This window comes from Exiguobacterium sp. SH0S7, assembly GCF_004337195.1.
Classification (GTDB): Bacteria; Bacillota; Bacilli; order Exiguobacteriales; family Exiguobacteriaceae; genus Exiguobacterium; species Exiguobacterium aurantiacum_A.
In genome coordinates this window covers 1-14,174 of the sequence record NZ_SJVA01000020.1, presented here as the reverse complement: position 1 = coordinate 14,174, position 14,174 = coordinate 1, and the positions used below count along the sequence as shown (strand labels likewise).

Sequence of the window (14,174 nt, the reverse complement as noted above, 5' to 3'; positions counted from 1 at the left end):
AGAAAGAAGGAAAATCCATGAAAAAATTGATGGCACTCTTCGCCTCACTCACTCTCGTCCTCGCGGCGTGTGGAACTGACAACGAAACAACGACGGAAGCACCGACGAACGAGCCGCAGACGCTCAAAGTCGCCTCGCTCATCCCACCGATGACCGACATGCTCGAGATCGCAAAAGACCAGCTCGCAGAAGACAACATCGAACTCGAAATCGTCGTCCTCGGCGACAACGTGCAACCGAACACGGCGCTCGCGGCGAAAGAAGTCGATGCGAACTTCTTCCAGCACGTCCCGTACATGGAAGAGTTCAACCGCAGCAATGACGCCAACCTCGTCCCGATCGAACCGATCTATTTCGCCAACTACGGCGTCTACTCGAAAGAGTACGACAACATCGACGACATCCCAGAAGGCGCGACGATCGCAATCGCGAACGACGTCTCGAACATCGACCGGTCACTCTCACTCCTCGCGCAACACGACGTGATCAAACTTGGGGAGAAGAATGGCTCGTACTACACGCAAGCGGACATCACGGACAACCCAAAAAACCTTAAGTTTGAAGAGGTCGACCTTCTCATGCTCGCGCGTGCCTATGACGACGTCGACGCGGTCCTCATGACGCCGGCGTACGCGGCACCGCTCAACCTTACACCGAAGAGCGACGCGCTCTTGACGGAAGGGGTCGAGAACGACTTCGCCATCACGCTCGTCGCCCGTGAAGACAATAAGGACGATGAAGCGATCCAGAAACTCGGTGAAGCGCTCACGAGCGACGAAGTCCGTGCGTTCTTAGAAGAGAATTACGACGAAACGGCGATCCCGGCGTTTTAACGAAAAAAAATGAGCCCATGCGGCTCATTTTTTTTAGAATTCTTCGTATTCTCTCGGGTCTTGGTTGTCGATGCGGCCATCCGGTTTCGTCAACGCATTGATGGTCTCCATCTCGTCCTCGGTCAACTCAAAGTTGAAGACGTCGAGATTTTCTTGTTGGTGCAGCTCACTCGACGAACGCGGGAGCGGGATGACGCCAAGTTGGATGTGCCAACGCAGGATGACTTGCGACACCGTCTTACCTTTTTGGTTGGCGAGCTCGGTGATCGTCTCGTCATGGATGACGGTCCGGGCCCGGCTGAGCGGGCTCCACGCCTCAGTGATGATGCCGCGCTCTTTGTCGGCTTGACGTTGCTCCACTTGCGAGAAGTAAGGATGGAGCTCGATTTGGTTGATGACCGGTGTCTCGCCCGTCTCTTCAATTAAACGATCGAGGTGCTCAGGCATAAAGTTCGAGACGCCGATTGAGCGGATCCACCCGTTCTCTTTCGCTTGGATGAGCGCGCGCCATGCCTCGACGTATTTATCTTGCTTCGGATTCGGCCAGTGGAGTAAAAATAAGTCCCAATAGTCGAGGTTGGCCCGATAGAGCGACTCTTGAATCATATTGAGTGCCTCGTCATAGTCGAAATACTGGCCGCGCAGTTTCGACGTCAAAAACAACTGCTCACGCGGGATACCGGACTGGCGGACCGCTTCGCCGAGCGCACCTTCGTTGTCGTAGCGAATCGCTGAGTCGATGAGACGATAACCGTTACGGATCGCGCTAGTGATGGCGTCGACACCGGCCTCACCTCGTAAGAAGACAGTGCCGAGTCCGATAGCCGGAATCTCGTAACCGTCGTGTAGTTTGATGGTCGGAATGTTCATAAAATGCCTCCTCCGTGGAAATACGTTCTCTTCTCGGCTATTCCACTTTCCCGGGGAATGAAACGTTTGAATGCGAGATGAGTATTTTAATTAAGGACGAAACGCTTTATAACATCCTTCAATCAAATCGATGAGACAGACGACAACGACGGTCAGTACTATGCTCCATACACCCCATTGTGTGAGTGTCGTGAGAGCGACGCTGGTTCGTTCGGCTAGTAGAGCGAGAGCTTCCGATGAAATGAGCTCTGGTTGCAGCAGAATCAGTGCCGTCACTCCAATCCATAGAACGTTCAAGGCCACATTCCATAGGGCGAGCGGTTTCGTCCAATAACGGGCAACCCATTTATAAACTCCGATTCCGATGTCAAAGACGGCTAGCGCAATTACGAACGGGAAAAATCGATCCAATATTTCCGGGTTAATGAGGGGGAATGTCTCTCCATCAATTGATAAGCGAATCCATTGATCAGTGTTCACATAGAGCATCATCAAGACAACGACCATAACAAAATCAAATACGATTGAACTGAGAGGAATGAACTTTGTACGTGGTTTTACGTTCTTTAATTTTTCTGGTGACCATTTCGATAAAGGGACATCTCCTTCTGGGGAAGCCCGCTCGATGATAAAGAAGACAAGCGTAATCCAGAAGAAAGTCTGAATCACGACTTCGAAGATTGCAGAGCTGATTTGAACCAGTCCTTGGATGATGAATTGTACCCATGATGATTCAACATTCGCATCAGCAAGATAAGCGATAGTTGCGAGAATAATCGAGAGTGTGATAGCAATTGGCAAGACGGTCTTCAAAATACTCACATAGCCTGGGAATAGGGCTGGACCAATTAAATGGAGCGGGCGATTGGCATACCGTGCGGCCAGTATGTTCGGGTCACCTAACTGACGGAGGGCCTCCAAGAGAGCTTTCTCGGACGGATTGTCTCCCGTCATATCATCAATCGTGGACTCGAGTTCAAGCGCAACATCTTCTCGCATCGACTCAGGGATTCGAGACGTCACTTCTGCAATATACACATCACGAAGGTTCATGGTCGTTTCCTCCTTCTATCAAACGGTTTAATGTGAGCGACATCTTATTCCATTCCGCATACAACTCCTGCAACATATCCGTTCCCTCTGCGCTGAGGACGTAATATTTGCGAGGCCGGCTCTCAGTCGTATCCCACGAGCTTGTCACGAGCCCTTGCTTTTCAAGCCGCCTTAAGAGCGGATAGAGCGTGCTTTGATCGATGCTGACATCGGCATCGAGAAGCGCCTGAACAAGTGAATACCCGTACTGTGGTGTCTTCAGTTGACTCAAGACTGCAATCGTCAAGGTGCCTCGTCGTAACTCGGTCATCAATGAGGCTTTTACATCAGACATCTCTTTGCCTCCTTCGATTCTTTTTATACTGTATATTATACACTATAGTGTGATGTACAACAATTATGAATAAAAGTATTAGGAAACCGGAATTCAGTTGCCTATTTTCCTGTTTTTGGGATAATTGGAGTGAGGTGATTGGGATGAAATGGTGGTGGGCGCTTGGTTTGGCAGTGACGGTTACGTTACTTTACGTGAATGACGCGTGGTACGGAGGTGCGGCGACATTTGGTGTGCCGATCGGTTGGATGATTTCGATATTGATTTTAGTGAAGCTCACGTATCCGAGAAGTAAAGTATGGTCCGCATTTGTGAGTGTGTTTTTAGTCGGCGCTACAATCGTACTTTCGATTCCGACTTACTCGGTCGCTGCCGCGGAACAAGAACTGTTCACAACGTACGGGAGTGTCACTTATACGGAAAGTGTGCGAACGAACGGGGACGAATGGAATCCGTTCACCCCAACTGTCGCTTATGTATTTGAAACGGAAACGGGGGAGTCGATCCTGTTCATCCCGGATACTGGGAAGTCGTTTGAACTATAAAAAAACTCGTCCCCACGTGGAGGACGAGTTTTTCGTTAGTTGCGGATCATGTAGTCGAAAGCACCGAGTGCGGCTGTCGCACCAGAGCCCATCGAGATAATGATCTGTTTGTAGGCACTGTTCGTGCAGTCGCCTGCCGCGAACACGCCTGAGATGTTCGTCGAACCATGATGGTCGACGATAACCTCTCCGAAGTTGTTGCGTTCAACCGTATCGAGCCAGTCCGTGTTCGGGACGAGGCCGATCTGGACGAAGACGCCTTCAAGTTCGACGTGATGCGTTTCGTTCGTCTCACGAGACATGTACGAGATTCCGTTCACTTTGTCCGTACCTGTGATTTCAGTCGTCTGGGCGTTCGTGACGACGGTCACGTTCGGGAGACTGTGAAGACGGTTTTGAAGTACTTGGTCGGCCTTCAGTTCAGATGCGAACTCGAGTACCGTGACGTGCTTGACGATGCCGGCGAGGTCGATGGCCGCTTCAATCCCAGAGTTACCGCCGCCGATGACCGCGACACGTTTGCCTTCGAAGAGTGGACCGTCACAGTGTGGGCAGTAGGCGACACCTTTGTTTTTAAACTCAGCTTCGCCTGGGACGTTGACGTTGCGCCAGCGTGCCCCTGTCGACAAGATGACACTCTTACTCTTCAGAATCGCTCCGTTTTCAAGTTCGACTTCGACGAGGTCTTTCTTCTCAAGGCGCTTCGCGCGTTGAAGATTCATGACGTCGACGCCATATGCTTTCACGTGTTCCTCTAAGCTCGCGACGAGTTTTGGACCTTCCGTGTACGACGTGCCGATGAAGTTCTCGATGCCCATCGTGTCCATCACTTGACCACCGAAGCGTTCAGCGACGATGCCGGTACGAATGCCTTTACGAGCTGCGTAAACGGCCGCACTTGCACCAGCCGGACCACCACCGATGACGAGGACGTCATACGCTTCTTTGTCTTCGAACGCTGAAGCATCAGGACCCGTGCCGAGTTTCGCCAAGATCTCTTCGAGCGACATCCGTCCGTTACCGAACGCTTCTCCGTTCAAGAAGACGGTCGGGACGGCCATGATTTCTTTCGCTTCGACTTCTGCCTTGAACGCGCCGCCGTCGATCATCGTGTGTGAGATGTTCGGGTTGAGCACGCTCATGACGTTCAGTGCCTGGACGACGTCCGGACAGTTATGGCAGCTGAGGCTGATGTACGACTCGAAGTGGTACGTGCCTTGGATGTTTTGGATCTGCTTGATCGCATCTGCGTCAACTTTCGGCGCTCGGCCGCTCACTTGGAGCAACGCGAGGACGAGTGACGTGAACTCATGACCGAGCGGGATCCCGGCGAAGACGATGCCCGTCTCTTCAGACGGACGGTTCACGCTGAAGCTCGGTGTGCGAACGAGTGTGACGTTTTCGACGGAGATACGTGACGACATGCTCGCAAGTTCGTTCACGAGGTCGAGCATCTCTTTAGAGACCGCGTCATCACCAGCGCTCACACGGAGGACGACGTCGCCCTCCATGAGCTGCAAGTATTGGTCTAATTGTTGTTTAATATCTGCTTCTAACATGGAATCCGCTCCTTACAACTTGCCAACGAGATCGAGGCTTGGACGAAGTGTCGCTGAGCCTTCTTCCCATTTCGCTGGGCAAACTTCGCCTGGGTTGTTGCGGACGTATTGTGCTGCTTTGACTTTGTTGACGAGCGTGCTCGCGTCGCGGCCGATGCCGTCTGCGTTGATTTCAACAGTTTGGATGACGCCGTCTGGGTCGATGATGAACGTACCGCGGTCAGCAAGGCCATCTGCTTCGTTCAAGACGTCAAAGTTGCGTGAGATCGTGTGTGACGGGTCGCCGATCATGATGTATTCGATCTTGCCGATTTTCTCTGACGTTTCGTGCCAAGCTTTGTGCGTGAAGTGTGTGTCTGTAGACACTGAGTAGACTTCGACACCGAGGTCTTTCAATGTCGCGTATTCGTTTTGAAGGTCTTCGAGTTCAGTCGGGCAGACGAATGTGAAGTCAGCCGGGTAGAAGCAAACGACGCTCCATTGACCTTTAAGGTTGTTGTCTGATACTTCGAGGAATTCTCCTGTTTGGAACGCTTGTGCTGTGAATGGTAAGATTTCTTTGCCGATTAATGACATGGGGTATGTCCTCCTTGGGTTTTTACTCTAGCGGAATTGTATCTCTACTAGAATAATTATAATGTAATACTAATTTCATATAACTAGGCGAAATTGTCAAGACGTATGCATGCTGCCTAAAAGGTTGATCTATCAAGGTGTTTATGTAAAATCGCATCATAACAGTAAAGAGAACGGTTACATGAAAACTGCTAATTTGTTTTTTTAAACTCATATAAAATGAGTAGAACAGTTATTGGTTAAAAGAGTAAAGAAGAGATTAAGCGCTTCATTCTCGTAAATAATCAACATTTTATCAATTGCATACAAAAAAACCTTATCCAGATTGGATTAAGGTTCGTCAAGTTGTTAACTTATGAATCAGTTGTTTATTATAGTCCGCTCCGTCTTTCCCTTTGTGCATGCGAGCGTGGCAATTTGGGCATAATGCAGCCACTTGATCGGGACGTGATAATCCATCATCTGATTCTTTATATAAAGAATGGAGTTCGAGATAAGGACCTTCTTCTGTTTCAAACGGGGCTTGGTTTCCACAAGCTTCACAGCAATTATTTGCCCGAGCCAGCACAGCGTAATAAAGAGCTGCTGTTTGTTCGCGAACTTGTAATTTTCGAGCTGGCATACTTAAACCAGTAGCTCGTTTCGGATCACGTAAAGCAATTTCATTTAACTCTTCAACGGTTTTATAGCGCATAGTTGATGCAAAATGATGGGCTTCTTCTTGAACAACGTGTAGCGGTTCGAATGCAAAAACGATTACTTCGCGCTGGTTATGGTGTTTATCAATTCCGAATTGAATGTCGTAACCGATTAAAATAAGTTGATCCACGAAGCGATAACTACCTTTTCCAAGTGATTCGAAGAGATAGACGTCTTCTCCATTTTCGATATGGTTTAGAAGAGCTTTGTTTCCAAAAGAAAAAGATTGGTTTCCTTCCTGACCCTCACCACTGTAATAATATAAACCGTCGTCTTCACTCCAGCCATTCTTGTATCCAAACTCTTCATCCATCCCGCTATCAAAAATAAAGATTAGCTTATGTTTGTTCGGAGTACTAATTCCACGTTGACGACTCCCGCCGTATTGATCGTGAAGGACAGAGCGTTTGTATAGTTTGTTTTTTTCGAACAGCATATGTCACCTCGTTTGTTTAGTTGTTCTACAATTATCCTGCTCAATTGTATCATGTCTATTTGTGATTCTGTTTGTAGGATAAACGAAAACAAATCAAGCATCTCATCTAAAAACGGGAATACAATTCATGTAGCCACGTCCATATTCATTTTCATTATGAAAGAAGGCAATGGTCATGAGAGATGTCCAGACAGATGAATATTGGTCCCGTCCTTCTATTGACTTAATCCAAGCACTCGACTCATCAACTCACGGCCTCAGTTCTACTGAGGCCAAGCGTCGTCAAGTCGAATTTGGATTAAACGCGCTCGCCAAAGAACGCCGCTTTACCCGGCTTGCGTTATTGCTTGGGCAATTTAAAAGTCCGATCATTCTCATTCTGCTCGGTGCGACGCTCATCTCGGCACTGACGGGTGACTATATCGATGCGGGCATCATTCTAACGATCATCTTGGCGAGTGCCGTCCTCAGTTATTTTCAAGAACTTCATGCGAGCAAAGCGGTGGAAGAATTGCGTGACAAAGTGAAAGTCCACGTCTTAGTTTGGCGTGATGGCAACTTGATCGACGTGCCTGCCATTGAATTAGTACCCAGGCGACGTCGTCGAACTGTCGGCAGGGAGCTTGGTGCCGGCTGATGGGATTCTTCTGACGAGCGAGCATTGTTTCGTCAATCAGTCGATGCTGACCGGGGAGTCGGGTGCGGTCAAAAAACAAGTCGGCGTGACGGCGCCTGACCAGTCGTTAGAACAACGCTTCAACTGCGTCTATATGGGAACAAGTGTCCAAAGCGGGAACGCGGCGATGCTCGTCGTTCACACGGGACGGACGACCGAATACGGTGAAATCGCGAAGCGGTTGACGCTCCGCCCTCCGGAGACGGAGTTCGAACGAGGAATCCGTCATTTCGGTTATCTGTTGACGCGCATCATGCTCGTGCTGACACTTGTCGTCTTCGCCATCAACGTTTGGTTCGAGCGGGATGTCATCGACTCGCTCTTGTTTGCTGTGGCGCTTGCGGTCGGGATCACACCGCAACTTCTCAGTGCCATCATCAGTATCACACTATCCCAAGGTTCACGAGCAATGGCACAAGAAGGGGTCATCGTTCGCAAATTGACCGCCATCGAGAACTTTGGGGGCATGGACGTACTATGTACGGACAAGACGGGGACGCTGACGGAAGGACAAATTCGAATCGACGATGCAGTCGATGCGAGCGGTGTCTCCTCGGAAGAGGTGTTCCGAGCCACCTATTTGAACGCCACGCTCCAGACGGGAATGAAGAACGACTTAGATGATATGATTCGCCGTCACCGCCAGATCGACGTGGCGGCAGTGACGCGTCTCGGGGAAGTCCCGTTCGACTTCATGCGAGAGCGCTTGAGCGTTATCGTGCAAGATGGGCAGGACGTTCGCATGCTGGCGAAAGGTGCCTTCCATAGTGTTCTTGATACGTGCGACCATGTATGGAAGCACGCGACGAGCCACCCGCTCGACTCGTTCGCGCGAATGGAGCTAGAAGTTCAATTTGAAAACTGGAGCGCCGAGGGTATCCGGGTGCTCGGGGTTGCGGAAAAACGAGTGACGATTCGTGACGAGTACAGTGTCGACGATGAGACCGGTATGACGTTCATCGGTTTCTTGCTCATATTCGACCATCCGAAAGCTGATGTCGCCGAAACGATCCGTCAACTTGCCGTCTATGGTGTCGACCTCCGGATCATCACAGGCGATAACGCTTCGATCGCGCTTCACACCGCTGAAGCCGTCGGTCTGCAAGTCACCGGTATCCTGACCGGGAAAGACTTGGTTCGAATGTCGGACGAGGCATTGTGGCAAAAAATCGAGACGACGACACTCTTTGCCGAGGTCGACCCGAACCAAAAAGAACGGATTATTTTGGCGCTCAAGAAAAACGGTCACGTCGTCGGGTACATGGGTGACGGAATCAATGACGTACCGGCGCTCCATGCGGCCGACGTCAGTCTGACGGTCGAGAATGCGGTCGATATCGCCAAAGAGTCGGCTGATTTGGTACTCGTTAGAAAGAGTTTGCGCGTCTTGCTGCGTGGTATCGTGCTCGGCCGGACGACGTTTGCGAACACGCTCAAATACATTATGGTGACGACGAGCGCCAACTTCGGGAACATGTTCAGCATGGCCGGGGTCTCGTTGTTCTTACCGTTTTTGCCGCTGTTACCGAAACAGATTCTCATGATCAACTTCTTGAGCGACTTCCCGGCCCTGGCCATTTCGCAAGATAGAGTCGACACCGAGGATGTGCGTGTGCCCAGACGATGGGATTTGAAAGAAGTGCGGCGCTTCATGATCGTCTTCGGACTCGTCAGTTCCTTATTCGACTACACGGTGTTTTTAGTGTTGATCGTCTTATTCAATGCGAACGAGTCCGTGTTTCAAAGCGGTTGGTTCGTCTTCTCGATTTTGACCGAGCTGCTCATCTTGATGATCATGCGGACACGGCGGATCCTGTATCACAGTCGTCCGGCCCCGATCCTCTTATTCGCGTCGATCCTTGTCGGTGCGGTCGCGATCGTCGTGCCTTATTTGCCGAACGCGTCGCTGCTCGGCCTCTATCCGTTACCGTTCCCGATTCTATTCACGTTACTCGGGCTGCTGGTCGGCTATGTCTTGCTCAACGAAGCGGTGAAACGCTGGTTTTATCGGGAAAAATAAAAAGACAGAGGTCGCCCTCTGCCTTGATTCATCACTCTGCCATCAACGCACATACTGCATTCGAATACGCTACCGGATCTTCAAGCGGTAACCCTTCGATGAGGAGTGCTTGCTGGTAAAGAAGATCGGTATATTGTTTCGCTTTCGCCTCGTCTTCCGTGTAGACGCGTTGCAACGTCTGGAAGATGGCGTGGTCGGCGTTCACTTCGAGCACTTTTTCTGCTTTCATACCGCCGCCGTTCGGCATCGTGTTCATGATCTTCTCCATCTCAATCGAGACGTCACCTGCGACCGTCAAGCAGACCGGGTGCGACTTGAGACGGGTTGACGCGCGCACTTCTTTGACACGTTCGCCGAGCTCGGTCTTCATGAAGGCGAACAAGTCTTTATTGTCTTCATTGAGCGAATTCGCCGCCTCATCGTCGAGACCGAGGTCACCGCTCGCGACCGACTTGAACTCTTTGTCTTCATATGACTGGAGCACTTTGATAGCGAACTCGTCGATCTCTTCCGTGAAGTAGAGGATCTCGAAGCCTTCTTCTTTCAAACGTTCCGTTTGCGGAAGAAGGTCGATACGATGGATCGATTCGCCCGTCGCGTAATAGATGTACTTTTGGTCCTCTTTCATACGCTCGACGTATTCTTTCAGCGAGACGAGCTTTTTCTCGTTCGACGAGTGGAACAAGAGCAAGTCCTTCAACTCATCCTTCGCGGCGCCGAACTGGTCGTAGACGCCGAACTTGATTTGGCGGCCGAACGCGTCGAAGAACTTCTCGTAGTCCTCGCGCTCATTCTGAAGCATCTTCTCGAGCATGCCTTTAATTTTCGACTTGACGTTCTTAGCGATGACGCGCAGTTGGCGGTCCTGCTGCAACATCTCCCGGGAAATGTTGAGCGATAGGTCTTCTGAGTCGACCATCCCTTTGACGAAACCGAAGTAGTCCGGCAATAAGTCAGGCGATTTCTCCATGATCAAGACGCCGTTCGAGTAGAGCTCGAGCCCTTTCTCGAACTCTTTCGTGTAGTAGTCGTACGGGACCGTCGATGGGATATAGAGGATCGACTGATAGCGGATCGAACCGTCGACGTTCAAGTGGAGATGTTTGAGCGGCTCGTCGAAACCGTAGCGCTTCTCGTGGTAGAACGTCGTGTAGTCCTCGTCCGTCAGTTCGTTCTTCCGCTTGCGCCAAATCGGGACCATACTGTTGATCGTCTCTTCTTCGACGTAGTCCTCGAATTCTTCCGAGTCGTCTTTTGGACGGTGTTTTGTCACGTCGAGTTTGATCGGGTAGCGGATGAAGTCCGAATGCTTCTTGATGAGCGAGCGGATCTCATATTCCTCTAAGAACGAAGAATACGTATCGTCTTCGGTGTCGGCTTTCAAGTGTAAGACGATTTCTGTTCCGATCTCTTGTTTAGACGTCGGCTCGATCGTATAGCCATCGATGCCGTCTGACTCCCAAAGATATCCTTGGTCACTATCGACTGAACGGGTCCGGACCGTCACACGGTCGGCGACCATGAACGCGGAGTAGAAACCGACGCCGAATTGACCGATCAGGCTGTGGTCTTCTTCCATCTTCGTCGCCTGCTTCATTGCGAGCGAACCGCTCTTGGCGATGATCCCGAGGTTCGATTCGAGTTCGTCTTCCGTCATCCCGATCCCGGTGTCACGGATTGTGACCGTGCGTGCGTCTTTGTCGAGTTCGACTTTGACGAAATAGTCGTCCTTGTTGAAGTCGATCGCCTCGTCCGAGAGGGCGCGGTAATACATCTTGTCGATGGCGTCACTCGCGTTCGAGATGAGCTCACGCAGGAAGATGTCCTTATGTGTATAGATTGAGTGGACCATCAACTCTAAAATTCGTTTCGATTCGGCTTGAAACTGTTTTTTTGTCATGACCATTCTCCTTTGCCGTTCGATTTTGGCACTCTTTACATAAGAGTGCTAACACTCTTCATTATCCTAGTTTTTGGAGAGATGTCAAGGTGCGAGAAAACAAAAGATTGACGACGAAGCGTGATTCGAGTATTGTTGAGTACATGCGATGAGCTGGTCTATGTAAGACGGCGGACATTCCTTCGGGAGCACGTTGTGGAGCGTGGTTCGACGCGGTAGACTTTTCGAGAGCACCTCTTTAGAGAGGTGCTCATTTTTTTTTGCCTAAACATCAAGCCCCTTCAATTGCGAAGGGGCTTTTGTCATGCCCGCACGTAAGCGAGCAGCATCTCTTTTAAGACACGTTGTTGGATCATTGGGTCGATATCTTTCTCTAAATAACTGATGTGCGACTTCAAGATGATGTTGTTGCCGAACGTGCCGAACGCGTTGATGACGGTGATGACCGTCTCTTTCACGTCGATATCGTGCCGGAACGACCCGTCCGTCCGCCCGTCTTGGATGAGCGGCTCGAGCGTCGCCATGATTTGGCGCTGTAGTTCGATATAGCCATCGATTCCTGGGAGCGGGGAAGCGACGAACGAGGCATAGCTCTCGAACGCCTCGCGGAATCGGGAGTGGCTCGTCTGACGCAGCTGTTGCCCAAGCAAATAATCGAGGATTGCTTCTAGTCTTGAATAGGCGTCACCGGGATGCGCCGTCAATTCCTTGAAGACATGCAGCGTCGGTGTCAAGTTATGGATGGCGGCCGCGACGATCAGTTGGTCTTTTTTCGGGAAATAGCGGAACAGCGTTGCCACCCCGATGTTTGCAGCGTCGGCGATGTCCTGCATTTGGACGCGCTCAAACCCGTCTTTTAAAAAAAGTGTCTCAGCTTGATTGATGATGTTATTCAAGCGCTCTTCTTTATTTTGTTGTCGTTTGTTCATCTAATCACCTCTTTGTTGTCTCGTCATTATAACGTGTTCAGGCAGTTTCGTTGAGAATCAAATGTGCCTCGTCTATTATTATGATAGTTAGACTATCGTAATTTAAGAATGGAGAGAATTCAATGCGATTAAAGGGGAAAGTTGCGGTCATCACAGGTGCAGGCAGTGGTATGGGAGAAGCGACGGCGAAATTGTTCGCAAAAGAAGGGGCGACGGTCGTCGCGACCGATATCAATCTTGAAGCAGTAACGAACGTCGTCGAGTCGATTCGAGCGCAGGACGGGGAGGCGCTTGCGATTCGCCATGACGTAACATCACGTACAGATTGGGAGAAGGTTTACGCAGAAGTCCAAGCAACGTGCGGCAAGCTCGACATTCTCGTCAACAACGCTGGCATCGCGCTCGCTAAACCATTTTTACAGCAGACAGAAGAAGATTGGGCGCGAACGTATCGCATCAACATCGATGGCGTCATGCTCGGAACGCAATACGCGATCCCGCTCATGGAGAAGAATTTCGGAGGCTCGATCGTCAACATCTCATCAATTTCGGCGTTGACCGGTATGGCCGGAGCAGGAGCGTATACGGCATCGAAAGGTGCGGTCCGCTCACTCACGAAAGCAGCAGCCGTCGATTACGGCAAACATAACATTCGCGTCAACTCGGTCCACCCGGGCTATATCGTCACGCCGATGAGCGCGCCGCATATGGAGCATCCAGACTATAAACAGCATTTCTTGAATCAAGTCGCCTTACCAAACTTAGGGACGGCACATGAGGTGGCAGCAGCCGTCTTGTTCCTCGCGTCAGACGAGGCGAACCATATTACCGGCATCGAACTACCGGTCGACGGGGGCGTCACGGCGAAATAAAAAAAGAAATTCAGTTCTTCAATGAACTGAGTTTTTTTATACGCGACGATAGCTATGCTAGACTGATATTCAAAAGGAATGATTATGAGGAGGGGATTGGATGGACTGGTATTTGGACAATGTTGAATCCTTACATAAAGAAGCGCCATATACGTTCTATATTCCGAGCAAAGACGTGTTGAATCAGTTGAAAGTTGATGACTACGTAAAATTGATTTTTACGACTCAAGTCGCTGAATCTGACGGGTATCGTGGTGAACGAATGTGGGTTCAAATCACAAAGATCAACGGGAATGACTTTGAGGGTGCTCTAGACAATGAGCCGGAGCGCTTACCGATAACGCTGGGTACCATCGTGTCGTTCGGGGTGGAACACATTAATCAGACTGAATATGAGGATCCAGATGCAGCCAAATGGGATTATTATTCCGATACGCTCGTGACGGTCAGCGCGGACGTGTTAGAACGAGAAGAATTTCATTTCATGTTGCGCGATGAGCCTCATGGGGAAGGCGACTCGGGTTGGTCGTTTTTGAGTGGTTACGAGGACGATGCGTACTTAAGTGACGCCAAAAACTTTCGAATTGTGCCGATTGGAGTCATCTTGAATATTGATGACTCGATCCTAATGTTCACCCAACAACCACCGCTTTGTGCGTATGAACGGGACGAGGAAGGGAAGTTTCAAGAAATCCAAGATTATGATTGGGATGGGTATTTGAATGGCTAACAAAAAGGAGCGCTGTGAACTGAACCAAAAAAGTTAGACACTAAATAATTTGTCAGGCGACTTCGAGAACCTGGGTCCGGTATTCCACCGGGCTCAGGTTTTTTAGTCGTTTCTTGATGCGACGATGATTGTAGTACTCGAT

General features: G+C 50.2%; 15 protein-coding genes. 6 read left to right on the top strand and 9 right to left on the bottom strand.

All coding sequences use genetic code 11. From position 1 onward, the window contains the following. Positions 1-17: 17 nt before the first annotated feature. Positions 18-833: a MetQ/NlpA family ABC transporter substrate-binding protein gene (locus tag EVJ22_RS14855; RefSeq protein WP_070328009.1), complete on the top strand. Its 816-nt coding sequence runs from the start codon at positions 18-20 to the stop codon at positions 831-833. A gap of 33 nt (positions 834-866) precedes the next feature. On the opposite strand, the gene EVJ22_RS14850 is transcribed toward EVJ22_RS14855, so the two are convergent. The 3 genes from EVJ22_RS14850 to EVJ22_RS14840 all read right to left on the bottom strand — a co-directional run bounded on the left by EVJ22_RS14850 (position 867) and on the right by EVJ22_RS14840 (position 3,090). Next, on the bottom strand, positions 867-1,703 hold the full coding sequence (locus EVJ22_RS14850) for an aldo/keto reductase (protein ID WP_131444224.1): 837 nt from the start codon (positions 1,701-1,703) through the stop codon (positions 867-869). A 90-nt stretch (positions 1,704-1,793) separates the two neighbouring features. Beyond that, positions 1,794-2,756, bottom strand: coding sequence for an HAAS signaling domain-containing protein (locus tag EVJ22_RS14845; RefSeq protein WP_131444223.1), 963 nt, complete (start codon positions 2,754-2,756; stop codon positions 1,794-1,796). Then, the gene (locus tag EVJ22_RS14840; protein ID WP_035386661.1) at positions 2,743-3,090 is read right to left on the bottom strand and encodes a PadR family transcriptional regulator; all 348 of its coding nucleotides are present in this window, start codon (positions 3,088-3,090) and stop codon (positions 2,743-2,745) included. The genes EVJ22_RS14845 and EVJ22_RS14840 overlap by 14 nt, the downstream gene beginning before the upstream one ends. 143 nt (positions 3,091-3,233) lie before the next feature. On the opposite strand from EVJ22_RS14840, the gene EVJ22_RS14835 reads away from it, so the two are divergent. Further along, positions 3,234-3,635: a hypothetical protein gene (locus EVJ22_RS14835; RefSeq protein ID WP_131444222.1), complete on the top strand. Its 402-nt coding sequence runs from the start codon at positions 3,234-3,236 to the stop codon at positions 3,633-3,635. Between the two features lie 35 nt (positions 3,636-3,670). Here EVJ22_RS14835 and ahpF read toward each other — a convergent pair whose 3' ends face one another. From ahpF to EVJ22_RS14820, 3 genes are all read right to left on the bottom strand, one after another. Then, on the bottom strand, positions 3,671-5,194 hold the full coding sequence (gene ahpF / locus EVJ22_RS14830; protein WP_131444221.1) for an alkyl hydroperoxide reductase subunit F: 1,524 nt from the start codon (positions 5,192-5,194) through the stop codon (positions 3,671-3,673). A gap of 12 nt (positions 5,195-5,206) precedes the next feature. Further along, positions 5,207-5,770 (bottom strand): alkyl hydroperoxide reductase subunit C, encoded by a 564-nt coding sequence (gene ahpC / locus EVJ22_RS14825; protein WP_071398727.1) that lies wholly within the window; start codon positions 5,768-5,770, stop codon positions 5,207-5,209. Positions 5,771-6,110: 340 nt separating this feature from the next. Further along, entirely contained in the window at positions 6,111-6,905 is a 795-nt protein-coding gene (locus EVJ22_RS14820; protein ID WP_070328017.1) for an SRA domain-containing endonuclease, read from the bottom strand. Between the two features lie 175 nt (positions 6,906-7,080). Between EVJ22_RS14820 and EVJ22_RS15590 the strand changes: the two genes are divergently transcribed. Further along, entirely contained in the window at positions 7,081-7,542 is a 462-nt protein-coding gene (locus EVJ22_RS15590) for a cation-transporting P-type ATPase (protein ID WP_199749345.1), read from the top strand. After that, positions 7,532-9,601, top strand: a complete 2,070-nt coding sequence (gene mgtA / locus EVJ22_RS14815) for a magnesium-translocating P-type ATPase (protein WP_199749344.1) — start codon at positions 7,532-7,534, stop codon at positions 9,599-9,601. Before EVJ22_RS15590 ends, mgtA begins: the two co-directional genes overlap by 11 nt. A gap of 31 nt (positions 9,602-9,632) precedes the next feature. Here mgtA and htpG read toward each other — a convergent pair whose 3' ends face one another. After that, positions 9,633-11,501, bottom strand: coding sequence for a molecular chaperone HtpG (gene htpG, locus EVJ22_RS14810; protein ID WP_131444220.1), 1,869 nt, complete (start codon positions 11,499-11,501; stop codon positions 9,633-9,635). Positions 11,502-11,803: 302 nt separating this feature from the next. Further along, positions 11,804-12,430, bottom strand: coding sequence for a TetR/AcrR family transcriptional regulator (locus EVJ22_RS14805; protein WP_131444219.1), 627 nt, complete (start codon positions 12,428-12,430; stop codon positions 11,804-11,806). Between the two features lie 122 nt (positions 12,431-12,552). On the opposite strand from EVJ22_RS14805, the gene EVJ22_RS14800 reads away from it, so the two are divergent. Together EVJ22_RS14800 and EVJ22_RS14795 are read left to right on the top strand one after the other, a co-directional pair. Next, complete coding sequence (locus EVJ22_RS14800) at positions 12,553-13,302, top strand: SDR family NAD(P)-dependent oxidoreductase (RefSeq protein WP_131444218.1); 750 nt, start codon at positions 12,553-12,555, stop codon at positions 13,300-13,302. A 100-nt stretch (positions 13,303-13,402) separates the two neighbouring features. Then, the gene (locus EVJ22_RS14795) at positions 13,403-14,032 is read left to right on the top strand and encodes an immunity protein Imm33 domain-containing protein (RefSeq protein ID WP_131444217.1); all 630 of its coding nucleotides are present in this window, start codon (positions 13,403-13,405) and stop codon (positions 14,030-14,032) included. A gap of 52 nt (positions 14,033-14,084) precedes the next feature. Here the strand turns inward: EVJ22_RS14795 and EVJ22_RS14790 are convergent. Further along, positions 14,085-14,174 (bottom strand): IS3 family transposase (locus EVJ22_RS14790; RefSeq protein WP_131441643.1); only part of this gene is annotated, 90 nt, incomplete at its 5' end.

What these genes read in the sequence shown, in the direction of transcription:
- EVJ22_RS14855 (WP_070328009.1), top strand. Translation starts at nt 18, where the DNA reads ATGAAAAAATTGATGGCACTCTTCGCCTCACTCACTCTCGTCCTCGCG.
- EVJ22_RS14850 (WP_131444224.1), bottom strand. Translation starts at nt 1,703, where the DNA reads ATGAACATTCCGACCATCAAACTACACGACGGTTACGAGATTCCGGCT.
- EVJ22_RS14845 (WP_131444223.1), bottom strand. Translation starts at nt 2,756, where the DNA reads ATGAACCTTCGTGATGTGTATATTGCAGAAGTGACGTCTCGAATCCCT.
- EVJ22_RS14840 (WP_035386661.1), bottom strand. Translation starts at nt 3,090, where the DNA reads ATGTCTGATGTAAAAGCCTCATTGATGACCGAGTTACGACGAGGCACC.
- EVJ22_RS14835 (WP_131444222.1), top strand. Translation starts at nt 3,234, where the DNA reads ATGAAATGGTGGTGGGCGCTTGGTTTGGCAGTGACGGTTACGTTACTT.
- ahpF (WP_131444221.1), bottom strand. Translation starts at nt 5,194, where the DNA reads ATGTTAGAAGCAGATATTAAACAACAATTAGACCAATACTTGCAGCTC.
- ahpC (WP_071398727.1), bottom strand. Translation starts at nt 5,770, where the DNA reads ATGTCATTAATCGGCAAAGAAATCTTACCATTCACAGCACAAGCGTTC.
- EVJ22_RS14820 (WP_070328017.1), bottom strand. Translation starts at nt 6,905, where the DNA reads ATGCTGTTCGAAAAAAACAAACTATACAAACGCTCTGTCCTTCACGAT.
- EVJ22_RS15590 (WP_199749345.1), top strand. Translation starts at nt 7,081, where the DNA reads ATGAGAGATGTCCAGACAGATGAATATTGGTCCCGTCCTTCTATTGAC.
- htpG (WP_131444220.1), bottom strand. Translation starts at nt 11,501, where the DNA reads ATGACAAAAAAACAGTTTCAAGCCGAATCGAAACGAATTTTAGAGTTG.
- EVJ22_RS14805 (WP_131444219.1), bottom strand. Translation starts at nt 12,430, where the DNA reads ATGAACAAACGACAACAAAATAAAGAAGAGCGCTTGAATAACATCATC.
- EVJ22_RS14800 (WP_131444218.1), top strand. Translation starts at nt 12,553, where the DNA reads ATGCGATTAAAGGGGAAAGTTGCGGTCATCACAGGTGCAGGCAGTGGT.
- EVJ22_RS14795 (WP_131444217.1), top strand. Translation starts at nt 13,403, where the DNA reads ATGGACTGGTATTTGGACAATGTTGAATCCTTACATAAAGAAGCGCCA.